Here is an 18,355-nt window from a genome sequence, read left to right on the forward strand (position 1 = left end):
GAGTTCTTCTAAATATGCCCCACACCCAAGTTTCTCCCCAATGTCGTAGGCCAAGCTTCTAATATATGTTCCGGTTGAACACCTAACTTCTATTTTAAGTACTGGCCAAGTATAGCTGATCAAATTTATACTATATATATTTATGAAGGAGGGTTTCCGTTCAATCTCAATACCTTTTCTCGCTAGCTCATAAAGTTTTTTACCCCCGACTTTTTTGGCACTAAACATCGGTGGGATTTGTTCCTGTTCTCCCTCAGAGTCGGATAATATTTGATCTATTTGATCTTTAGTCGGAACATTATAGCCTTTATTAATTATTTTTATCCCTTCTCTGTCGTAGGTATCTGTTGTCGTACCCAAACAAAGAGTGGCAACGTACGTTTTGTCTTTTTTGACAAACCGATCAATCTTTTTAGTGGCTTGTCGGCCAATTGCCATGAGTAAAACTCCTGTTGCAAATGGGTCTAGAGTGCCAGCATGCCCTATTTTCCTAATACCAGTGATTCTACGCAATGAATCAACCATGTCATGTGAGGTGGGCCCACTTTTTTTATTAATTAGTAAAAATCCTGAAATTGGTTCGTTCATTTAAAATATGCTTAAATATTGACTTTCATTATTTATTATTGTAGTATTAAATTAAATTTAAGGGAAGAGCTCCCTTTTTTGATTTAAAAAATTGAGACAAAAATAATGAATATAACCGAATTAGCCAGAATCTTGAGAATTACACCCAATGAGCTTCGTGAACATCTACCGAGGCTTGGTTTTGATATTGGCCTAAAAGCTATCAAAATTCCAAAACCAATTGCTAATAAAATCATTAAAGATTGGCCAAGATTGAGAAGACAAATTGAAACCCAGAAAACTATTGAAAGAGAGAAGGAAGAGGCTGAATTGAAGGAACAAAGAAAACTAAACAAGATTACCATAACACTTCCTCAATTTGTAACAGTTCGTGAATTTTCAGATATTGCAAATATCCCTGTTAATAAGATTTTGGCAGAATTAATGAGAAACGGAATATTCGCCTCTTTAAATGAAAGAATAGACTATGATACAGCCTGGCTGATCAGTGAGGACCTTGGTCTTGATATTGTTAAAGAAAATGAAGAAGACAAAGAAAATGAAGAAGACGAGAAGGATAAGTTGAAGGACGCAATGGAAGGTCAAAAAGAAGAGCTTGAAGGAAGGGCTCCTGTTATTGTTGTTATGGGTCATGTTGACCATGGTAAGACCAGATTGCTTGATGCTATCAGAGAAACAAATGTAGTCGAAGGAGAAGCTGGTGGAATTACTCAGCATATTGGTGCATATCAAATTGAAAAAAATGATAAAAAAATTACCTTCATTGACACTCCTGGACATGAGGCTTTTACGGCCATGAGAAGTCGTGGTGCAAAAATTGCCGATATTGCAATATTGGTAGTTGCTGCTGATGATGGAGTAAAACCTCAAACAATTGAAGCATATAGAATCATTGAAAAGGCAAAACTTCCTATTATCGTAGCTATAAATAAAATTGACAAACCAGATGCCAATATTGAGAAAACAAAACAAGAGTTATCTAGTCAACTTAAATTAAATCCAGAAGATTGGGGAGGAAAAACTATAATGGCTCCAATTTCAGCTAAGGCAGGGACTGGGATAAACGAGTTGATTGATATGATATTGTTAGTAGCTGATGTTGAATCTGAGAACATTCAAGCAAACCCCATTGGAGATGCTATTGGAACTGTTATTGAATCAAATATAGACAAAGGGGCAGGAGCTGTTGTTACCATACTTGTTCAAAATGGAACTCTAAAGACTGCTGATCCACTCACATTTAATGGTATAGACTATGGGAAAGTTAGATCATTGTATAATTATTTAGGAGAAAAAATTGACGAGGCTGGTCCTTCAACTCCAGCTAAAATAATTGGACTAAAAATATCTCCAGAAGTTGGTGATATGCTTGAAGTGGGAGAAGGGAAAAAGATTAAAACAAAGAAGATAAAAGCGAGCGATCAATCCAGGAGAACACAAGCTCAAAATACCCCAGATGACGATGAATCAGTGAAAAAACTTACGATACTAATTAAAAGTGATGTTCTTGGTTCAGCTGAGGCAATCGAAGAATCTTTATATAAAATTCAAGGTGAGAGAATAAAAGTAAAAATTATTTACAAAGGATTAGGAAATATTACCGAAGGAGATATTGTTAGAGCAGAATCAGCTGGAGCCATGATTGCCGGGTTTAACGTTAAGCTCCCCGTCGGCTTAGAAGAGATGGCTCGTGAAAAAAATATTGAAGTAAAAATGTATAGCATTATTTATGATTTGATTAATGATGTCAAAGAAAAGCTTGAGTCAATGATAGAATATGATATAAGCATTGTTGATTTAGGGAGACTAAAGGTTTTAGCCCTTTTTAGAACAGAGCCAAAGAAGCAAATTGTTGGTGGAATGGTGCTTGATGGCAAGGTTGAGAAAGACACTATTGTTGATATAGAAAGAAAGGGAGAGATTCTAGATAGAGGAAAATTAACAAATCTCCAAGCTGGAAAACAAGAAGTTGATTATGTTGAAGCAGGAGAAGAATGCGGAATAGTTTACGAGGGAAGCCCAATTATAGAAGAAGGAGATATTCTAATCATCAGGAAGGAAGAGAAAACAAAATCTAAATTATAAAATATGGCTAGAATAGATCAGATTAATGAAGTGCTCAGAAAAGAAGTTGCTCAGTTCATTGGGAACAATATTAAGATGGAAAATGGAATGATAACCATCTTGGACGTTGATTGTTCGCCAGAGCTAAAAAATGCCAAGATATATGTTTCAGTTTTGCCAGATAATCAGTTTGGAACAGCATTAAAAATGCTTAAAAAAAATACTTCAAGTCTAAATTCGTTTTTAAAAAGAAATGTTAAACTAAGAAAAGTTCCTAGGATACAATGGGTTATCGACCCAACAGAAAAGGAGGCCTCAGTCATTGAAAGGATACTCAATGAAATTGAAAATGAAGAATAATCCCCTGATATAAATTTTCAAGGGATTTTTTTATTTTATGTACTACAGAAACCACAGAATAGCCTATAGAAATTTACGAAAAGCCAAAAAGGTTTTTTTAGTTATACACGAAAAACCAGATGGAGATGCTATTTCTTCTGTTTGTGCTATGATTGATTTGCTTGAAGATCTCAAAATAGATTATTATGCTTATTGTTTCAGTGAAATACCAGAGAATTTTTCTTTCTTGCCACATTCTGAAAAAATAAATATTCAAAAACCAAATGACTTTTTAATTTATGATTTAATTATTCCTCTTGATTGTGGCAGTCTGTCAAGAACAACATTGATTGATGAAATATCTAGTCGAGGAAAAAATCAGAAGGTTATAGAATTTGATCACCATCCAAAAGTTGATTCATATAGTGATATAGAAATTAGAGAAATAAGAGCAGCATCAACTACTCAGATAATTTACGATTTTTTTAAAAAAAATAAAATAAAAATTAATAAAACTAAAGCCACTTGTATCCTCACAGGTATATCAACTGACACTGGCAATTTCCTATACCCTTCAACTAGTGAAAAAACAATTAGGATATCTTCTGAGATGCTGATTAGAGGTGCAAGGCTTCCAAACATCCTGGACAGTACTTGGAGAAACAAAAGCATCTCAGGAATGAAACTTTGGGGAATAGCTATAAATAATCTTGAAATTAATAAAAAGTACAACTTTGCCACAACGGTTATCACAAAAGAAGATGTTAAAAATACTGGAGCTAACGAAGAAGATATAGAGGGTATTTCTGGATTTTTAAGTAATCTCGATAATGTTGCAGGACTTTTAATGCTCAGAGAAGAAGAAGACGATACGATAAAGGGAAGCTTTAGAACTTCAAGTGAAAAAGTAGATGTAGGCAAGATAGCTCAAAAATTAGGAGGGGGAGGACATACCAAGGCTGCTGGCTTTAAAGTTAAAGGGAAAATAATAAAAGAAGGAGAGAGGTGGCGGATAGTATAACACGTAACACAAAACACATAACATGAAACAAGTGTTTAAAATTATTTTAAAAAAAATTACTGTTCTATGTTCCATAATATATGCTCCATGATTTTTGTTTGACATTCCTTGCTATATTAACTAAACTCTATATATAATAAAAATTTAAGATAATAAAAATATGCCATTGATTCCAACAGTTATAGAAAAATCTACCCATGGTGAGAGAGCCTACGATATTTATTCAAGACTTCTTAAAGATAGAATTATTTTTTTAGGTGAACCAATCAATGACCATGTTGCAAATATTGTAATTGCCCAGTTATTGTTTTTGGACGCAGAGGATAAAAACAAAGATATTAAATTTTATATTAACTCCCCAGGAGGATCAGTAACAGCCGGCCTTGCTATCTATGACACCATGCAGTATATCAAATCTGATGTTACTACCATTTGTGTTGGCATTGCCGCTTCAATGGCAGCAGTATTACTAGCCTCAGGCGCTAAGGGGAAAAGACTCTCTCTTCCAAACTCAGAGGTTATGATACACCAAGTTATGGGAGGAACAGAGGGGCAAGCTTCAGATATTAAAATTAGAGCAGAACATATTTTAAAAACCAAGGAAAGGCTAAATACCATTCTAGCTAAACACACAGGTCAAAAAGTGTTAAAAATTGACAAAGATACTGATAGAGATAATTTTATGTCCGCAGAGGAGGCGAAGAAGTATGGATTGATTGATAAGATTATTTCTTAAAAACATTAAAACTCAAATAAATAAAAAAGCTCTGATTGATTTCAGAGTTTTTTGTTTAGTGTACACCTGAGTGTACACCCAGGTGTACACTTCTTTATGTTTTGTGTCTCGGATCCACTTTTCCCTGTCCATAATTTCCCTTGTCATTCTGAGAAGCGATAGCGACGTGAGAATCTCTTCTCGTTTATGTACTTTTTTAAAAAAAGTACCAAAAACGTTCGCGGAGAAAATTTTGGATCAGTACACTACAAAATCTAGCAAAATTCCGAACTCGCTGACGCTCAAACAGCGGATATTTTGCAGAGATTTTTACGCTTCATTTTTCTCCAAAATATTCCAATGTTCACAAGATTGAAAAAAAAGGAGAGTTTGACTCTCCAAATAGAATAAGGTGATTGGTACTAGACTATTTTTTGAAAAAATTTTTAATTTCCTAAATAGCCAGGTGAGTGGACTGAAATATTCTTTAACAGTTTCTTTAACAATCTCTTTGATCGTTCTCATAACAGCTCCTTTTGAAAGACCAGAAGGTTTAAATAATTTATAGTTCCCCCTTCACAAAGCCATACAACTGCTCAAATGACTCCTCTTTGCTTTGATTACTGGAGTCTATTATGAAGTCATAGTTGCTTTTATCATAAACATCGAAATCATAATATTTTTTATATCGTATAATATCACTTGTCTTTCTTTTTTTATGACTAGCGAGAACATCATCAACAGTTTTTAATTCATTGTCCTCATTTCTTTCATTCTCTTTTTGAAGTGTTTCAAAAACTCTTTGCGCCCCTATTTTTTCATCGACATCAATATAGATTTTAAGTGAATGTGGGATAAAGTGCCATGAAGTCCGTCCTTCGATGATAAAATTATCTTCAGTTTCTCCTAGTTTTTTTTGATATTCATCAACTTCTATATCTGTCTCAGGACTTTCTTCTCCGAGCTTATTGTATTCTGCTAGAGTCATTCCTCTCTCAGCTGCTTTTTGTCTTCTAATCCCCCCAATGTAGTACCTTGGCCACTCTAGTTTGTCAGCGAGCATTTTTGCCATTGTGGATTTTCCTGAACCAGCTGGCCCGCAAAAAGAAATTATCATATTATTTAGCAGTCTTTAAAAATTCTGTTAATACTTCTGGTAGATCTATTTCAAAAGTCTGTTGTTCTCCCTTCAAATCTTTGAAAGATAGGTGATAGGCAACTAAGAATATTCTTCCTAGAGCTTTTTTCTTATTTTTTTCTCTTAATTTATTCGTTGTATAAACATCATCACCAACAAGAGGGTTCCCGTAAGCTGAGAGATGGACTCTGATTTGGTGAGTTCGCCCTGTTTTAATTTTTACTTTTAGCATTGTATAGTTGATTCGTCTTTCAATAACATCAAATTCTGAAATGGCTATTTTCCCTTGATCCTGTTTTTCTCCATGTACTGTTTCTGGGAGAGCAGCCATTTTGTATCTAGATTTAGAGCGGGTTATTGGGAATCTTATTTCGTCATAATCTTTGACAATCTCACCATAAACTAAAGTTTTGTAATATTTTTGAACAGATCTATCTTTAAATTGTTCCTTAAGGCTATCAAAAGAATCTTGGTTTCGAGCTATTACCATCAAACCACTCACTTCTCTATCTATCCTGTGAACAATACCTGGTCTTGCTGGGTCTTCACCAATTTGTCTTAGTTCTGGATATTTTCCAAGTAAAACATCTACTAAAGTCTCTTGCATGATATTTTCGTATTCATGAACAATAATTCCTGCTGGTTTGTTGATAATAATATAATCCTCAGTTTCCTTAATTATAATATCCTCAATCTTTAAGTTTAATTTTTCTAGAGCTGGTGTTGTGTCTTTTTCTTTTGAAGTGGTTTTTATAATATTGATTACATCTCCTTCTTTCAGTCTGTAGCTAGAATTAAAAGTTTTGTCATTAATTTTTATTGAATCGTCATTGATTAATTTTTGAATCTGACTTCTTGTAATCTCAATATTATGATTAGCAGGTAATTCTTCTGCCAAAAATTTATCAGTTCGTGTTCCTTTGTTTTCGCCCGTTATTTTTATTTCAATCATATGTGTTTTTTGAATTCTTCTATTGTTTTAGTTATTTGAAAGCTTGTGTCTACAGTTTCTTTTGCGTTACGACCAAGGTCAATGCGTAATCGGTTATTTTTATATAATTTTATGATATTTTCACTCAAACTTAGAGTATTATTTATATTATAATAATAACCATTCTTACCGTTATTAATTAGGCCCTCATAGCCAATTTCTGCTGGAACCAAGGGAGATAGCTCAGACTCCATAGCGTATAAACAGGTCTTAAAATCATCTAAATTGAGTATCCTAGAGCTTAACACAAAGATGTCGAAACTGTCTAGCCATTTTTTGATACTACTAGTATCGGTTACAAACCAAACCATAGTATCAATCTCCATTTTTTTAGCCAGCCATTTAGCCCATGGGCTATTGTCAGGAGCAAATTCGCCGTTACCAACTAGTATTAACTGCATTCTTGGCACTATGTCCATGGAATTCTTGAAAGCTGAGAATAGAGTCTCAATCTTTGTTTTATCATTTAAATCAGTGATTGTTCCAATAGTGAAAAATTTCTTTCCTATTTGATTACTTTCAATTTTGGCCATTTTCGAAAAAATATTTTCTTGATATTTTTTGTGTCTATTTTTTATTCCAGGATTAATAACGTAAATATTGTCAGAAGAAACTCCAAGATTTTCTATCTTGTATTTGAACATCTCATTCAAACAAATTATTTTTGATATTCTAGCAAGTTTAATATATTTTTTTAAAATAGATTTTTTGAGTTTTATATATTCTACGTCTTCTGTTTCAAGCCAAATTACTTTAATTTTTAAAAATTGGGCTATTGGAGTGATTAATATTTTTTCGTTTATGTTAAGAAGAAAAATGTAGTCATACTTCTTTTTTTGTTTAGCAATGAGTAATTTAGGAAAAAAATAAACCTGAATTATTGGTTTGAGTAGAAAAAATATAAATGGATTAGATTCAAAGATATTTTTGTAAAGAAAAACTCTTTTTTTGTTCCATTGTTTTTCGCGAAAGTAATCAAAAAAAGAACCTTTGACTCCAAACAAAGCGAAAGCATAGTCAGCCGAAAGACTATTAAGGACAGAACAAAAGGTATTGCTGAGATTTTTCTTAGAAGAAAAAATTAGGATATTTTTTTTCATTTTTATTTTTTATTTAGTATATTTAAGATTTCTTTTTTAGTTATCCCTCCAAAAACATAGAGAGAAACAAAATATATAAAAACTGAAAAAGTGATAGAAAGATAAAGGTTTAAATTGTAAGCATTAAAATAATGCAGAGCTAGGGACATTAAGGTTGTCGCCATAATTACTTTAAAAAACACTTTTAGGCTAGGGATAAATTTTGTATATTTATAAACTAGAAAAAAGGTAGCAAAGCCAATGGCGAGCTCACTATAAACAGTAATCCAAGCAGCCCCAGTGTAGGAAAATTTAGGAATAATAATTATATAGGCGACAAGAGAAGTAACGGCAACGAAAATATAGGCTTTAATAATTTCTTTTTGTTTTTCAATCGCTATAATGGCATGAGAGAACATGGTCCCCATAAAAATAAATGTAGAAGCAAGCATAAGTATTTTTAAAACAAAAGCAGATTCATGGAATTCAGAACCAGCGATAATGTTTATTATCTCATCTGCTGTGAAATAGGTGCCTGCCAAGATTGGAATAGCCATTATAATCATTATATCAAACGATTTTTGAAGTACATTTTTAAAAAACTTATTATTTTTTTCAGCCCAGCTTCTAGTTAGGACGGGGAGAATAATACCAGCAAACATAAAGGGGACAGTTACTAAAACATCTACCACTCTATAGGCCGCCCCATAAATACCAACCTCTTCCGAGCTTTTTACTAGAGAGAGAATTATAGTATCTGTTCTTAGGTAGATTAGATTGAAAAAAATAGTTACGGCAATAGGCCATGATTGAACAATAATTTTTTTCCAGAGTCTTATGTCAAAATTAATTTTAGCCTTAACAAATTTTCTTGAAAAAATATAATGAAATAGGAAGGAAATAAAATTAGAAAGAACAGTCGCCACCAATATACCTGTCAGCCCAAGATCGAGAAAGTACACAAACAAAACAGCAAGGAATAAAAACAAGCGACTTACAGTTTCGGCTATAGCAACTTTTCCCATTTTGAGATTTTTTTGAAAAATACCAACCAAGATTTGATTAAAATTAACAAAAAGAAAAGAAAAAGCAGTGAGGGCAATGCCAGCTTTGATTATATTAGAATAAGGAAGAAAAAGTGACAACAGAATAGCACCTCCTAAAAAAAGAAAAGCAGTTACAAATCTAAAACCAAAAAGGCTTCCAATTATTCTCTCTTGGTCAGCACCTGGTTTGCTTATTAGCTGAACAGTCACCAGAGTGAGTCCAAGGTCAGCAACAGTAGCAAAAAAAGTGAGATATACCAATATTGTTGTATAGTCTCCAAAGCCAGACTTACCTAGGTATCTGGTCATAATAGCGATAGTGAAAAGACCTAGGATGGTTGCTATTATTTTGCTAGCTATTTGTATAATTGTATTGTGCGCTATTTTTGTTGATAGTGTCATAGGTTGAATTGCCGAATTTGCTAATTTTAGATATAATATTACAAATGAGTGAAAATCTTATTAACTTAATTATATCACAAATATATGACTCAAGCTAAACAAAAATTATTATCTTTTTTAGTTGTTTTTTCTTTTATTTTAAGCATTTTTGCAGTTAGCCCCGTTTTTGCAGTAGCCGATCTCAGCAGTCAAGAGGGTTTTGGTTCTGGTGGTTCTCAGTCTGTCTCCCAAGTTTTTGTTGGCGGTAGTTCGTCGCCAAAGGATGTCAGGGTTACTATCGCTAGAATAATTAGAAGTTTGCTCGGTTTTCTGGGCATAATATTTGTAATATTGTTTTTGTATGCTGGATTTCTTTGGATGACTGCTGGTGGGAATGAAGCAAAAGTAGAGGAATCAAAAAAATATATTTCAAGAAGTATAATTGGGTTAATAATTATATTAGCCTCCTATTCTATAACTGGACTTGCTCTTTGTAAAATAACTGACGCCGCAGGTGGTTCAGCATTCTCTTGTATGTTCTAAATTATGTTAAAAATATTTAAAAAATTATCTTGGTTTAAAAAAATATCTATTACTTTGATAATAATATTTTTTGTTTTCTTTTTATTGAGCCTTAGTCGTGTTTATGAAAAACATGAACTTAAATATGGTCTAACTTTTTCTCAGAAACAAGCAATCGATTTAGGGCTTGATTGGAAAGAGCTTTTTGTGGCAATGTTGGATGATTTGGGAGTAAAAAACTTGAGACTATCAGCTTATTGGAACGAAATAGAGTCAATTAACAATAATTTTTATTGGGATGATCTTGACTGGCAGATTGAGGAGGCTAGCAAAAGAGACGCTCAGATTATTTTAGCTGTTGGAGGGAGACTCCCAAGATGGCCCGAGTGTCATATCCCTTCCTGGGCAGAGAGTCTGAGTAAAGACAAAAGAGAAACAGAGACTTTAAGCTATATCGAATTAACTATAAAAAGATATAAGGACAATAAGAATATAGTAGCTTGGCAAATAGAAAATGAACCTTTTCTTTCAAATTTTGGTGAATGTCCAGATATTGACCCAGCTTTTCTAGACAGAGAAATAGAATTAGTTAGATCAATAGACTCAAGACAAATTGTTGTTACAGATTCTGGGGAACTTTCAGTTTGGGTTCCAGCAGCTAAGAGGGCTGATATATTTGGAACAACCATGTACAGGAAAACATATTCCAATTTATTGCAAGCTTATGTTTCCTATCCTATTGAACCATCATTTTTTCGAGTTAAAAGAAATCTAGCCAAAATATTCGCTAGGCCAGATAAATGGATAGTGATAGAGCTCCAAGCAGAACCTTGGGGGCCGCAACCGTTTCAATATTTAAGTCCGGAAGAGCGAGCTCGTACTATGGATTATGATAAGTTTGTTGAAATGATGGAGTTCTCGAGACAAACTGGTTTTGAAGAATTTTATCTCTGGGGAGTTGAATGGTGGTATTGGGAAAAAATAAATCAAAACAATCCACAAATTTGGAATGAAGCAAAGACCCTTTTTTGAAATTGTATTTAGAAATTTGAATTTGTTTAGGATTTAGAGTTTAGAATTTAGTATTTAAAAAACATATGTCAAAAAAAATAAAAGAGTATAAATTAGGAATTGATATTGGTGGGACTAAAATGCTTGCTGTTCTCTTTGACGGCGAGAGGGTTGTCGAGGATTATGTTCTAGCAACCCCCAAAGATAGTGTTGAACATTTTATCATCATGATAAATGCTCTAGTTGAACCTCTTTTTGAAAAAGCAAAAAAAGACAAGGCACAAGTTAATGGAATTGGTCTCGGGATAGCTGGTGTTGTTGATTTTAAATCAAGAAAAGTGTTAGTATCTCCGAATATAGAGATAATAGAAAATACGAATTTTGTTTATCAGCTAGAAAAAAAACTAGGTCAACCAATATTTATCGACAATGATGCAAATTGTTTTCTGCGAGCTGAAGTTAAAATAGGGGCAGCAAGAAAAAGTAGTAACGCTTATGGAGTGATAGTGGGGACTGGAATTGGAAGTGCTTGGTGGTATGAGGATAATATATATATGAGAGCTGGTGAGATTGGCAATAATATAGTAGATTTTGAAAGTAAAATTACTCTAGAGAAGGCCTATCAGAACTTAACTCAAAGAAACCCTCTAAACATGTCAACCGAAGCATACAAGGGAGACATTTTGGCTATAAAATCTTTTGAAGAATTTGGTACTATTTTTGGTCTAACTATGAGCAATCTAGTTAATACAATAGCCCCTGATATAATCGTAGTTGGTGGAGGAGGAGTTGGAGCATCTGACTTGTTTTTTCCTGAAGCCAAAAAAATAATGAAAGAATATATTCACATAGAAGAAAACAAAAAAACAAAACTAGTGGTCTCAAAACTAGGGAGTCATGCAGGAGCAATTGGAGCTGCGATGTTGGTAGAATAATTAATCTAATATTTAGGTGTCCGACACCCTTGTTTGTAAACAAAAAAGCCTTACATAATGTAAGATTTTTTTAATTTATTTAGATTGAATTTTTATTTTAAATAACTTGAGTAGCGTTAAGTACAGAATTTATTACAAAACTGGCTAGCGACATGGAGGCAAGGATTATTATGAGGCCCATAAGCCCATTAAACATCATGGATTTTGCGGTTGCAGTTGCATCTTCATTTCCTCCAGAAACCATCCATTTAAAACCAGCCAACATAATAATAGTAATAGCAAGTATCCCAAGAAACCCAAGCGCTATCCGAATAAACCCGACAATCATTTCTCTAGGATCTTTTTCTCCAAGCCCAGTTGTTGTTTGAAGTTCATCATGAAATCCACCCCAGACCATTTCATCAACATCACTAGCCAGAGTAGTTTTTGGTAGCAAAAAAATAAGGCAAAGAAATAAGCCAAAAATAAAAAAAGTAATTTTTTTATAATTATAATTCTTCATAAATATAAAATCCCCTCTTGTTTATCCCGAAGAAAGCGGGAAGAGGGGTGTCACGGCAGTGACGGGGTGTGTTAAAAGTTGTTTCATAGTATATTTCGAATGACATTACTTTGTCATTCTGGAAGGAGCTTAAGCGACTGATAGAATCTCAGTGACCAACTAGCCAGAATATACTATGTTAGAAAAGTACTTAGAGTATAAACCGAATTAGCTAATATTTCAAGAGTAAAAATACTTGCTAAAAGTATTTCGTTATGCTATACTGTACATATGAGTACAGTAAAAAACAACACATTTCAAAGCAGATTATCCGATTTGGCTAATTTTAAACAAAAAACTTTTCATATTGATGATTTTGCAAGAATTTGGGGTATAAAAAATAAAAATACTCTCCACACCACTTTAAAAAGATACACCCAAAAAGGTTTGATTCATAGGGTGTATAGAGGTTTCTATGTATTTGGAGATATAAAAAATTTAGACCCAATTCATCTTGGCATAAGTGCGATTCACGGATATGCATATTTGAGCACAGAGAGTGTTTTGGTACGAGTCGGAGTTGTCCTACAAAAAGTTAATTACATTACTCTTGTAAGCAATAAATCAATGAAGTTTCAAATTGGAGAAAATGATTATTATTGTAGGCAATTAAAAGATAGTTTTCTTTTTAATAAAATTGGTATAAATATTAAAGACAATATAAACATCGCAAGCCCCGAAAGAGCGGCAGCTGATTTATTGCATTTTAATAATAATTATTACTTTGATAATCCTGACGTGCTTGATTGGAAAGAAATAAATAATATACAAATTAATTTAAATTATAAACAAAATGATTTTATCAAATAAAAAAGATGCTATACACAGAGCGTGGTTATATAGAGTCCTTATAAGTATCGTAGACAATCCAAACTTCAACGACTTGTATTTCAAGGAAGGGACATGTGCTGCGATGCTTGGTTTTCTTGATAGATTTTCAGTAGATTTGGATTTTGATTTTGTTGGTAGAACGGAAGACATTTTAAAAATAAAAAATGAATTGAAAAGTGTATTTAAAGACCTTGGCTTAGAAATTAAAGATGAAAGTGAAATTGTACCCCAGTTTTTTTTGAGATATCCAACCAAAGACCCTGGGGAAAGGAACACCTTAAAAATAGATATAACTTTTCCAGCCCCAAAAAATAATATATATGAGATGCAAAAATTGATTGATGTGGACAGAATAGTCATGTGCCAAAATATTGAAACAATGTTTGCCAATAAACTGGTATCCCTCATGGATAGATATGAGAAAAATGGATCAATCGCAGGAAGAGATCTGTATGATATACACCATTTTTTCTTGAATGGTTTTAATCACAATGAGGAAGTAATAAAAGAAAGAACAGACCTTGAGCTAAAAGCTTTCTTTCTTAAGTTGGAAAAATTTATAAAAGAAAAAATAACAGATAAAATAATTTCTCAGGATTTGAATATGTTAGTTGATTATGAAAAGTTCAAAACAATAAGAAAGACTTTAAAAATAGAGACGCTAATGTTTATAAGAAATGAAATAGAAAAATACTAAATATCTTATTGTGAGATATTAAATTGATTCTATTAGACTTCGTCAATTTGGGTAACTTGAACATATCAAACCATTTCTTCACTTGTCAGATTTTAATTTAGCAACTATAATTTTAAATATTATTTTTTACAAAAATATGCAAGAAGGAACAATATCCAGGGTAATGCATTATTACCTTGAAAAAGAAGTATTTAATACAGAAATTGAACGAGCTAAAAAAGAATTTTTTAGTGTTTCTGAAAACGGTTCTATACTAACCATAAAAGAAGATTACGAGCCTTTCTTTTTGGAATGGCTAGTTTTTGATTTTAAATTAACCAATGGTGATGGCTTGTTTGAGGATTATTATTTGCGCAATCCCAAAAAACTACCACTATATGAAATGCAAATTTACAAAAATTTACAAAATAATATATATGGATTATTGGAGGTAAAATCAGTTGATATTGGCAAAGGTTTAGAAATATTAATCCTACATACAGGAAAAAAATATTATATAGAAGAACATAATGCCACTTTTCAACTAGTAAAAGGAAATATATTTTTTGGTCGCATTGCTGATGTTGGTGGTCATTGGGAGTTGGTTGGGTCAGATTCTTTTATGTTTGATATTCGGATCAATGATGGATACAGAAAAAGTTTTCTTAAAGGTAAAAAGAAAATTACCCCCAAAGATGCAATCCTTTTTTTGACTAAATCAAAAAATAGTGAAAAAAAAGAAGAAGGTGATATTGAAAAAATTAAAATTGAGTTTGATGATTTTTTAAGAGAAATAGGTCTTAATGATATGGTAAATTCTGATTTGATTCAAAAATGGCTGAAAGAAATAAATTTTAAAAATATTGCCGCTCCAATAGTTGACATAATATATAACTTAAGCGAAGATGAGTTATCGAAAAAAGATATTAATAGATTAATAGAATTATCTTCCAGCATAATGAATAGCTCTCCTCGCAAAGAGCTAAAAGGAGAGACTCCAGATGAGCTTAGCAAGACACATGAGTTTGGCTCAAAAGGGGTTGATATGTCACTTAATCGTATTGGTGGAAAGTGGTCAGATAATGCCAACAAGGCAATTGTCTATATGAAAAATAATGATATCCCAAAAGCATTGGATGAATTTGATAAGATGTTTAAGATTTTATTAAAGGAGAAAATGGTAAATAGATATATTTATAAATTGTTTGCAAATTTAGCAATGTGCAACCTAGCGATTGGAGAGGAATACATTGCACGTCAGCTTCTAGGTTTCGCGTTAGAGTTGAACAGGAAATACAAATTCGCAGCAAATACCTTAAAAAAACTTGACTCAGGTGAAAATATTGACCAATTAGCGCTTCCAATCCGTTTTACCCTTGAGCATGCTCGCACAAAAGAAATGAAAGATTTTTGGGAAAAAGTAAAAAATTTAAATGATAAAGATTTGTGCCAGGCCTACTACGACATTTCATTAAATAACTGTATATTTGTGTGGGAAAACAGTCCAGCTAAAAAGTATTACGAATTTCTCAAAAAATTTGAAATAAACTTTGAACTCACTAATTCGGATTAAAAAATTTTTAAAACAGTATATTTTATCAGTTGCAACGACAACCCCCTCACCGTCATTCCCAACTTGTCTGCCCGACTCTGGAGGGATTGGGCAGTGTGTCCCCCTGGGTATCCAAAAAACACCTCTGTCATTATAGGGAACGCTAGTGACAAAGCACCCCCCCCAAAAAAAAGAGCGAGATTGTCACTCCCAATCCCGATCTTTCAGAAATGACAACGAAAGAGACAAAGATAGACAGTATTATGAGTTTCCATAAATCGTATTAAAATGGAATTTCTAACTCCAAAATCAAAGTATCTGAACATTCGATGTCTCCCAAGGCATTGAATATTTTTGGAAATGACTCTTTCCTCCTCGTTATGATAGGTCATGAATACAGGGTTTTTCAATAACTGTTTGTGCTAACCACGGAAACTTAAATATATATTAAAGAGTCTAAAACAATTGTCATTCTGAGGAATCCGCCAGCTGGCGGAGATCGCGAGAATCTCGTGCTATAAACAAGAATGTTTCGTAAATACTCGCAACGAAAGGACAAGAAGAGAAGATCTGTCATTCTGAGGAAAGAGCGAATGCGAATGACGTGAGAATCTCGTGTCACACACAAGAACACTATATATATCTGAAATAAGAAGCAATAAAAAAATAAGCTTATTTTTAATATAATCATTATATTTTGTAAAAACCTAAACTTAAGATAGCTATTGACAGAATAATAGTTTTAGGTATAATTAAAACTATAATAAATATATAGAAAGTTTTTAGTATGATTAAAAGATATATAAAACGCGATTTGTACTTCAATCGTATTAAACCCTATATCAATAAAAATTTGATAAAAGTTATTGTTGGGCAAAGAAGGGTCGGGAAAAGCTATTTTCTCTATCAGCTTATGGATGAACTTATATCGCTAGGAATGAAAAAAAGCGAGATAGTTTATATTGACAAAGAATCACTTGATTTCGACAAGATAAGTAACTATAAAGATCTAGGCACATATATAAAAAATATTGAGAAAAAAAACAAAGTGAAAGCAATATTTATTGATGAAATTCAAGAAATCGAAAATTTTCAAAAGACTTTACGTCATTGGCAGTCAAAAAATAGTTATGATATATATTGTACTGGGTCTAATGCAAACATTCTTTCAGGTGAAATAGCGACTATCCTTTCGGGGAGATATGTGGAGATAGAGATTTTTAGTCTTTCATATAAAGAATTTTTGTTATTTCATAAACTTGAAGACATAGACGATACTTTGCTTTCCTACATAAAATACGGAGGCCTTCCTTATTTGACTAATTTGAAGCTAGAAGATGATATCGCTTATGATTATTTACGGAATATTTATAATACCATTATTTTAAAAGATGTCGTTTCCAGATTTAACATTCGCAATGTAATGTTTTTGGAAAAATTAATTCAATTCTTGGCTGACAATACTGGTAGCTTGGTATCAGCAAAAAAAATAAGTGATTATCTTTTATCACAAAATACCAAGATGTCTACAAACGTGGTATTAAATTATCTAAGCTATTTATCGTCTGCATTTTTAATTTTTAGGGTCCAGCGAATTGACATCAAAGGGAAGAAAATATTTGAAATAAACGATAAACATTATTTTGAAGATCTTGGTTTGAGACATTCAGTGATTCGCTATAGCCAAGTAGATATTTCAAAAGTTCTCGAGAATTTAGTATATATGCACCTACGGGTTTCTGGGTATAGGGTGTTCGTTGGTCAGTTGGGGAAGAAAGAAGTAGACTTTGTAGCTGAAAAAAATGGCAAGACAATTTATATTCAAGTTGCCTATTTAATTCTTGATGAGAAAACAAAAGAAAGAGAATTCGGCAATCTTCTTGCGATTAATGACAATCACAAAAAAATAGTTGTAACAATGGATAAAATGATCAAAGGTGGCTATAAAGGCATTGAGCATATTTCAATAAGAGAATTTTTATCGACTTACTTATAAATATACCTCCCTCAGAACAACAAAGAGATGCGGAAAATTTAAATGTTAAACTTCCCTATCATTCTAACCCGCCTGTAAGGTTTGAGCGTAGCGATTTCGGGCAGGGGGGGGGTTGAGCTTAGCCTGTCCGCCTCTGGAGGGCTTGGGGATGAGAATCCCGTGCTAAAACAAGCTAATCCTCTTTGTCATTCTCAGCCTGTTTACCCCGTAGCTTGACGTATGGGGACTGGGAATCCAGAAACAAAAAAACAAGCTCCCATCTGTCATTCTGAGGAAGGAGCGAATGCGATTGACGTGAGAATCCCGTGCCATGAATACAAACATGAATTGATACTCAAAATAAAAAAAAGCTTATATGTATAAGCTTTTTTTTATATAGAAAGTAGTATATTTAAACCCCAATCCTAAGTCAATCCCGTAAATATAGCATTAACCAAGGCATAGGATGAGAATATGACGACAAGCCCGATAGCAGCCCAAACAAGAGTATTCTTCCCCTTTGTAACCTTCTCAGAGTTCCCACCAGACAACATCCAAACAAATCCACCATAAACAAACATAAGAAGGGCCAAAGAGCCACTAATCCCAAGGACAGCAGCAATAACCTTTCCGATTAGTTGTTGAGGAGTGGCTGTTTGGATTGGGTTATCTATGCAGACTTCACTACTGCTTTCACCTCTTGATGATGGAGGACACTGAGCAAGAGCCGGTGAAATAATAAATAAAAAAACGAAAAATATTGCAAACAACCCCAACAAAATTTTAACATGTATTCTTTTTAAACTATTCATAATTATATTGTATCAAGAAATTGTAAATAAAAAAAGAGGCACCATTGTTCGGTGCCCCAGTAGTCTTATAAATTACATTTTTTTCTTTGCTCCAATTGAAAATTTTTCTTCTTTTGGAGCTCTAACTACTATGAATTG

The 18,355-nt window shown here is 33.0% G+C and carries 18 protein-coding genes; 11 read left to right on the forward strand and 7 right to left on the reverse strand.

Translation table 11 applies throughout. The features are described from left to right. Positions 1-588 (reverse strand): tRNA pseudouridine(55) synthase TruB (gene truB, locus PF572_00200; protein ID MDA3839486.1); only part of this gene is annotated, 588 nt, incomplete at its 3' end. A 105-nt stretch (positions 589-693) separates the two neighbouring features. Here truB and infB point away from each other — a divergent pair. The 4 genes from infB (at position 694) to clpP (ending at position 4,748) form a co-directional block, all read left to right on the forward strand. Continuing rightward, positions 694-2,673, forward strand: a complete 1,980-nt coding sequence (infB, locus tag PF572_00205) for a translation initiation factor IF-2 (protein ID MDA3839487.1) — start codon at positions 694-696, stop codon at positions 2,671-2,673. A 3-nt stretch (positions 2,674-2,676) separates the two neighbouring features. Next, a complete protein-coding gene (gene rbfA, locus PF572_00210; protein ID MDA3839488.1) occupies positions 2,677-3,012 on the forward strand; it encodes a 30S ribosome-binding factor RbfA in 336 nt (111 codons plus the stop codon). Positions 3,013-3,049: 37 nt separating this feature from the next. Beyond that, entirely contained in the window at positions 3,050-4,012 is a 963-nt protein-coding gene (locus PF572_00215; GenBank protein MDA3839489.1) for a bifunctional oligoribonuclease/PAP phosphatase NrnA, read from the forward strand. A gap of 160 nt (positions 4,013-4,172) precedes the next feature. Continuing rightward, positions 4,173-4,748, forward strand: coding sequence for an ATP-dependent Clp endopeptidase proteolytic subunit ClpP (gene clpP / locus PF572_00220; GenBank protein ID MDA3839490.1), 576 nt, complete (start codon positions 4,173-4,175; stop codon positions 4,746-4,748). Positions 4,749-5,289: 541 nt separating this feature from the next. Here clpP and PF572_00225 read toward each other — a convergent pair. The 4 genes from PF572_00225 to PF572_00240 are packed head-to-tail and all read right to left on the reverse strand — an operon-like array spanning position 5,290 to position 9,383. Further along, complete coding sequence (locus PF572_00225) at positions 5,290-5,844, reverse strand: AAA family ATPase (protein MDA3839491.1); 555 nt, start codon at positions 5,842-5,844, stop codon at positions 5,290-5,292. 1 nt (position 5,845) lies between these two features. Further along, positions 5,846-6,817 carry an RluA family pseudouridine synthase gene (locus PF572_00230; GenBank protein MDA3839492.1) on the reverse strand — a complete coding sequence of 324 codons (972 nt, stop codon included), beginning with the start codon at positions 6,815-6,817 and terminating at the stop codon, positions 5,846-5,848. After that, on the reverse strand, positions 6,814-7,956 hold the full coding sequence (locus PF572_00235; GenBank protein MDA3839493.1) for a glycosyltransferase: 1,143 nt from the start codon (positions 7,954-7,956) through the stop codon (positions 6,814-6,816). Before PF572_00235 ends, PF572_00230 begins: the two co-directional genes overlap by 4 nt. Positions 7,957-7,958: 2 nt before the next feature. After that, complete coding sequence (locus PF572_00240) at positions 7,959-9,383, reverse strand: flippase (GenBank protein MDA3839494.1); 1,425 nt, start codon at positions 9,381-9,383, stop codon at positions 7,959-7,961. Positions 9,384-9,467: 84 nt separating this feature from the next. On the opposite strand from PF572_00240, the gene PF572_00245 reads away from it, so the two are divergent. The 3 genes from PF572_00245 (at position 9,468) to PF572_00255 (ending at position 11,830) form a co-directional block, all read left to right on the forward strand. Then, positions 9,468-9,905 (forward strand): hypothetical protein, encoded by a 438-nt coding sequence (locus tag PF572_00245; GenBank protein MDA3839495.1) that lies wholly within the window; start codon positions 9,468-9,470, stop codon positions 9,903-9,905. Between the two features lie 3 nt (positions 9,906-9,908). After that, a complete protein-coding gene (locus PF572_00250) occupies positions 9,909-10,916 on the forward strand; it encodes a cellulase family glycosylhydrolase (protein MDA3839496.1) in 1,008 nt (335 codons plus the stop codon). A 65-nt stretch (positions 10,917-10,981) separates the two neighbouring features. Then, complete coding sequence (locus PF572_00255; protein ID MDA3839497.1) at positions 10,982-11,830, forward strand: ROK family protein; 849 nt, start codon at positions 10,982-10,984, stop codon at positions 11,828-11,830. A gap of 97 nt (positions 11,831-11,927) precedes the next feature. On the opposite strand, the gene PF572_00260 is transcribed toward PF572_00255, so the two are convergent. After that, positions 11,928-12,332: a hypothetical protein gene (locus PF572_00260; protein MDA3839498.1), complete on the reverse strand. Its 405-nt coding sequence runs from the start codon at positions 12,330-12,332 to the stop codon at positions 11,928-11,930. Between the two features lie 270 nt (positions 12,333-12,602). Between PF572_00260 and PF572_00265 the strand changes: the two genes are divergently transcribed. The 4 genes from PF572_00265 to PF572_00280 all read left to right on the forward strand — a co-directional run bounded on the left by PF572_00265 (position 12,603) and on the right by PF572_00280 (position 17,426). Next, on the forward strand, positions 12,603-13,181 hold the full coding sequence (locus PF572_00265; GenBank protein MDA3839499.1) for a hypothetical protein: 579 nt from the start codon (positions 12,603-12,605) through the stop codon (positions 13,179-13,181). Beyond that, a complete protein-coding gene (locus PF572_00270) occupies positions 13,165-13,899 on the forward strand; it encodes a nucleotidyl transferase AbiEii/AbiGii toxin family protein (protein MDA3839500.1) in 735 nt (244 codons plus the stop codon). Before PF572_00265 ends, PF572_00270 begins: the two co-directional genes overlap by 17 nt. A gap of 136 nt (positions 13,900-14,035) precedes the next feature. Beyond that, positions 14,036-15,451 (forward strand): hypothetical protein, encoded by a 1,416-nt coding sequence (locus PF572_00275; GenBank protein ID MDA3839501.1) that lies wholly within the window; start codon positions 14,036-14,038, stop codon positions 15,449-15,451. A gap of 766 nt (positions 15,452-16,217) precedes the next feature. After that, positions 16,218-17,426, forward strand: coding sequence for an ATP-binding protein (locus tag PF572_00280; GenBank protein MDA3839502.1), 1,209 nt, complete (start codon positions 16,218-16,220; stop codon positions 17,424-17,426). A 404-nt stretch (positions 17,427-17,830) separates the two neighbouring features. Here PF572_00280 and PF572_00285 read toward each other — a convergent pair whose 3' ends face one another. Next, positions 17,831-18,217 (reverse strand): pilin, encoded by a 387-nt coding sequence (locus tag PF572_00285; GenBank protein ID MDA3839503.1) that lies wholly within the window; start codon positions 18,215-18,217, stop codon positions 17,831-17,833. Positions 18,218-18,355: the final 138 nt, after the last annotated feature.

The sequence above is a fragment of the Patescibacteria group bacterium genome, from assembly GCA_027858235.1.
Taxonomy (GTDB): domain Bacteria; phylum Patescibacteriota; class Patescibacteriia; order Patescibacteriales; family BM507; genus BM507.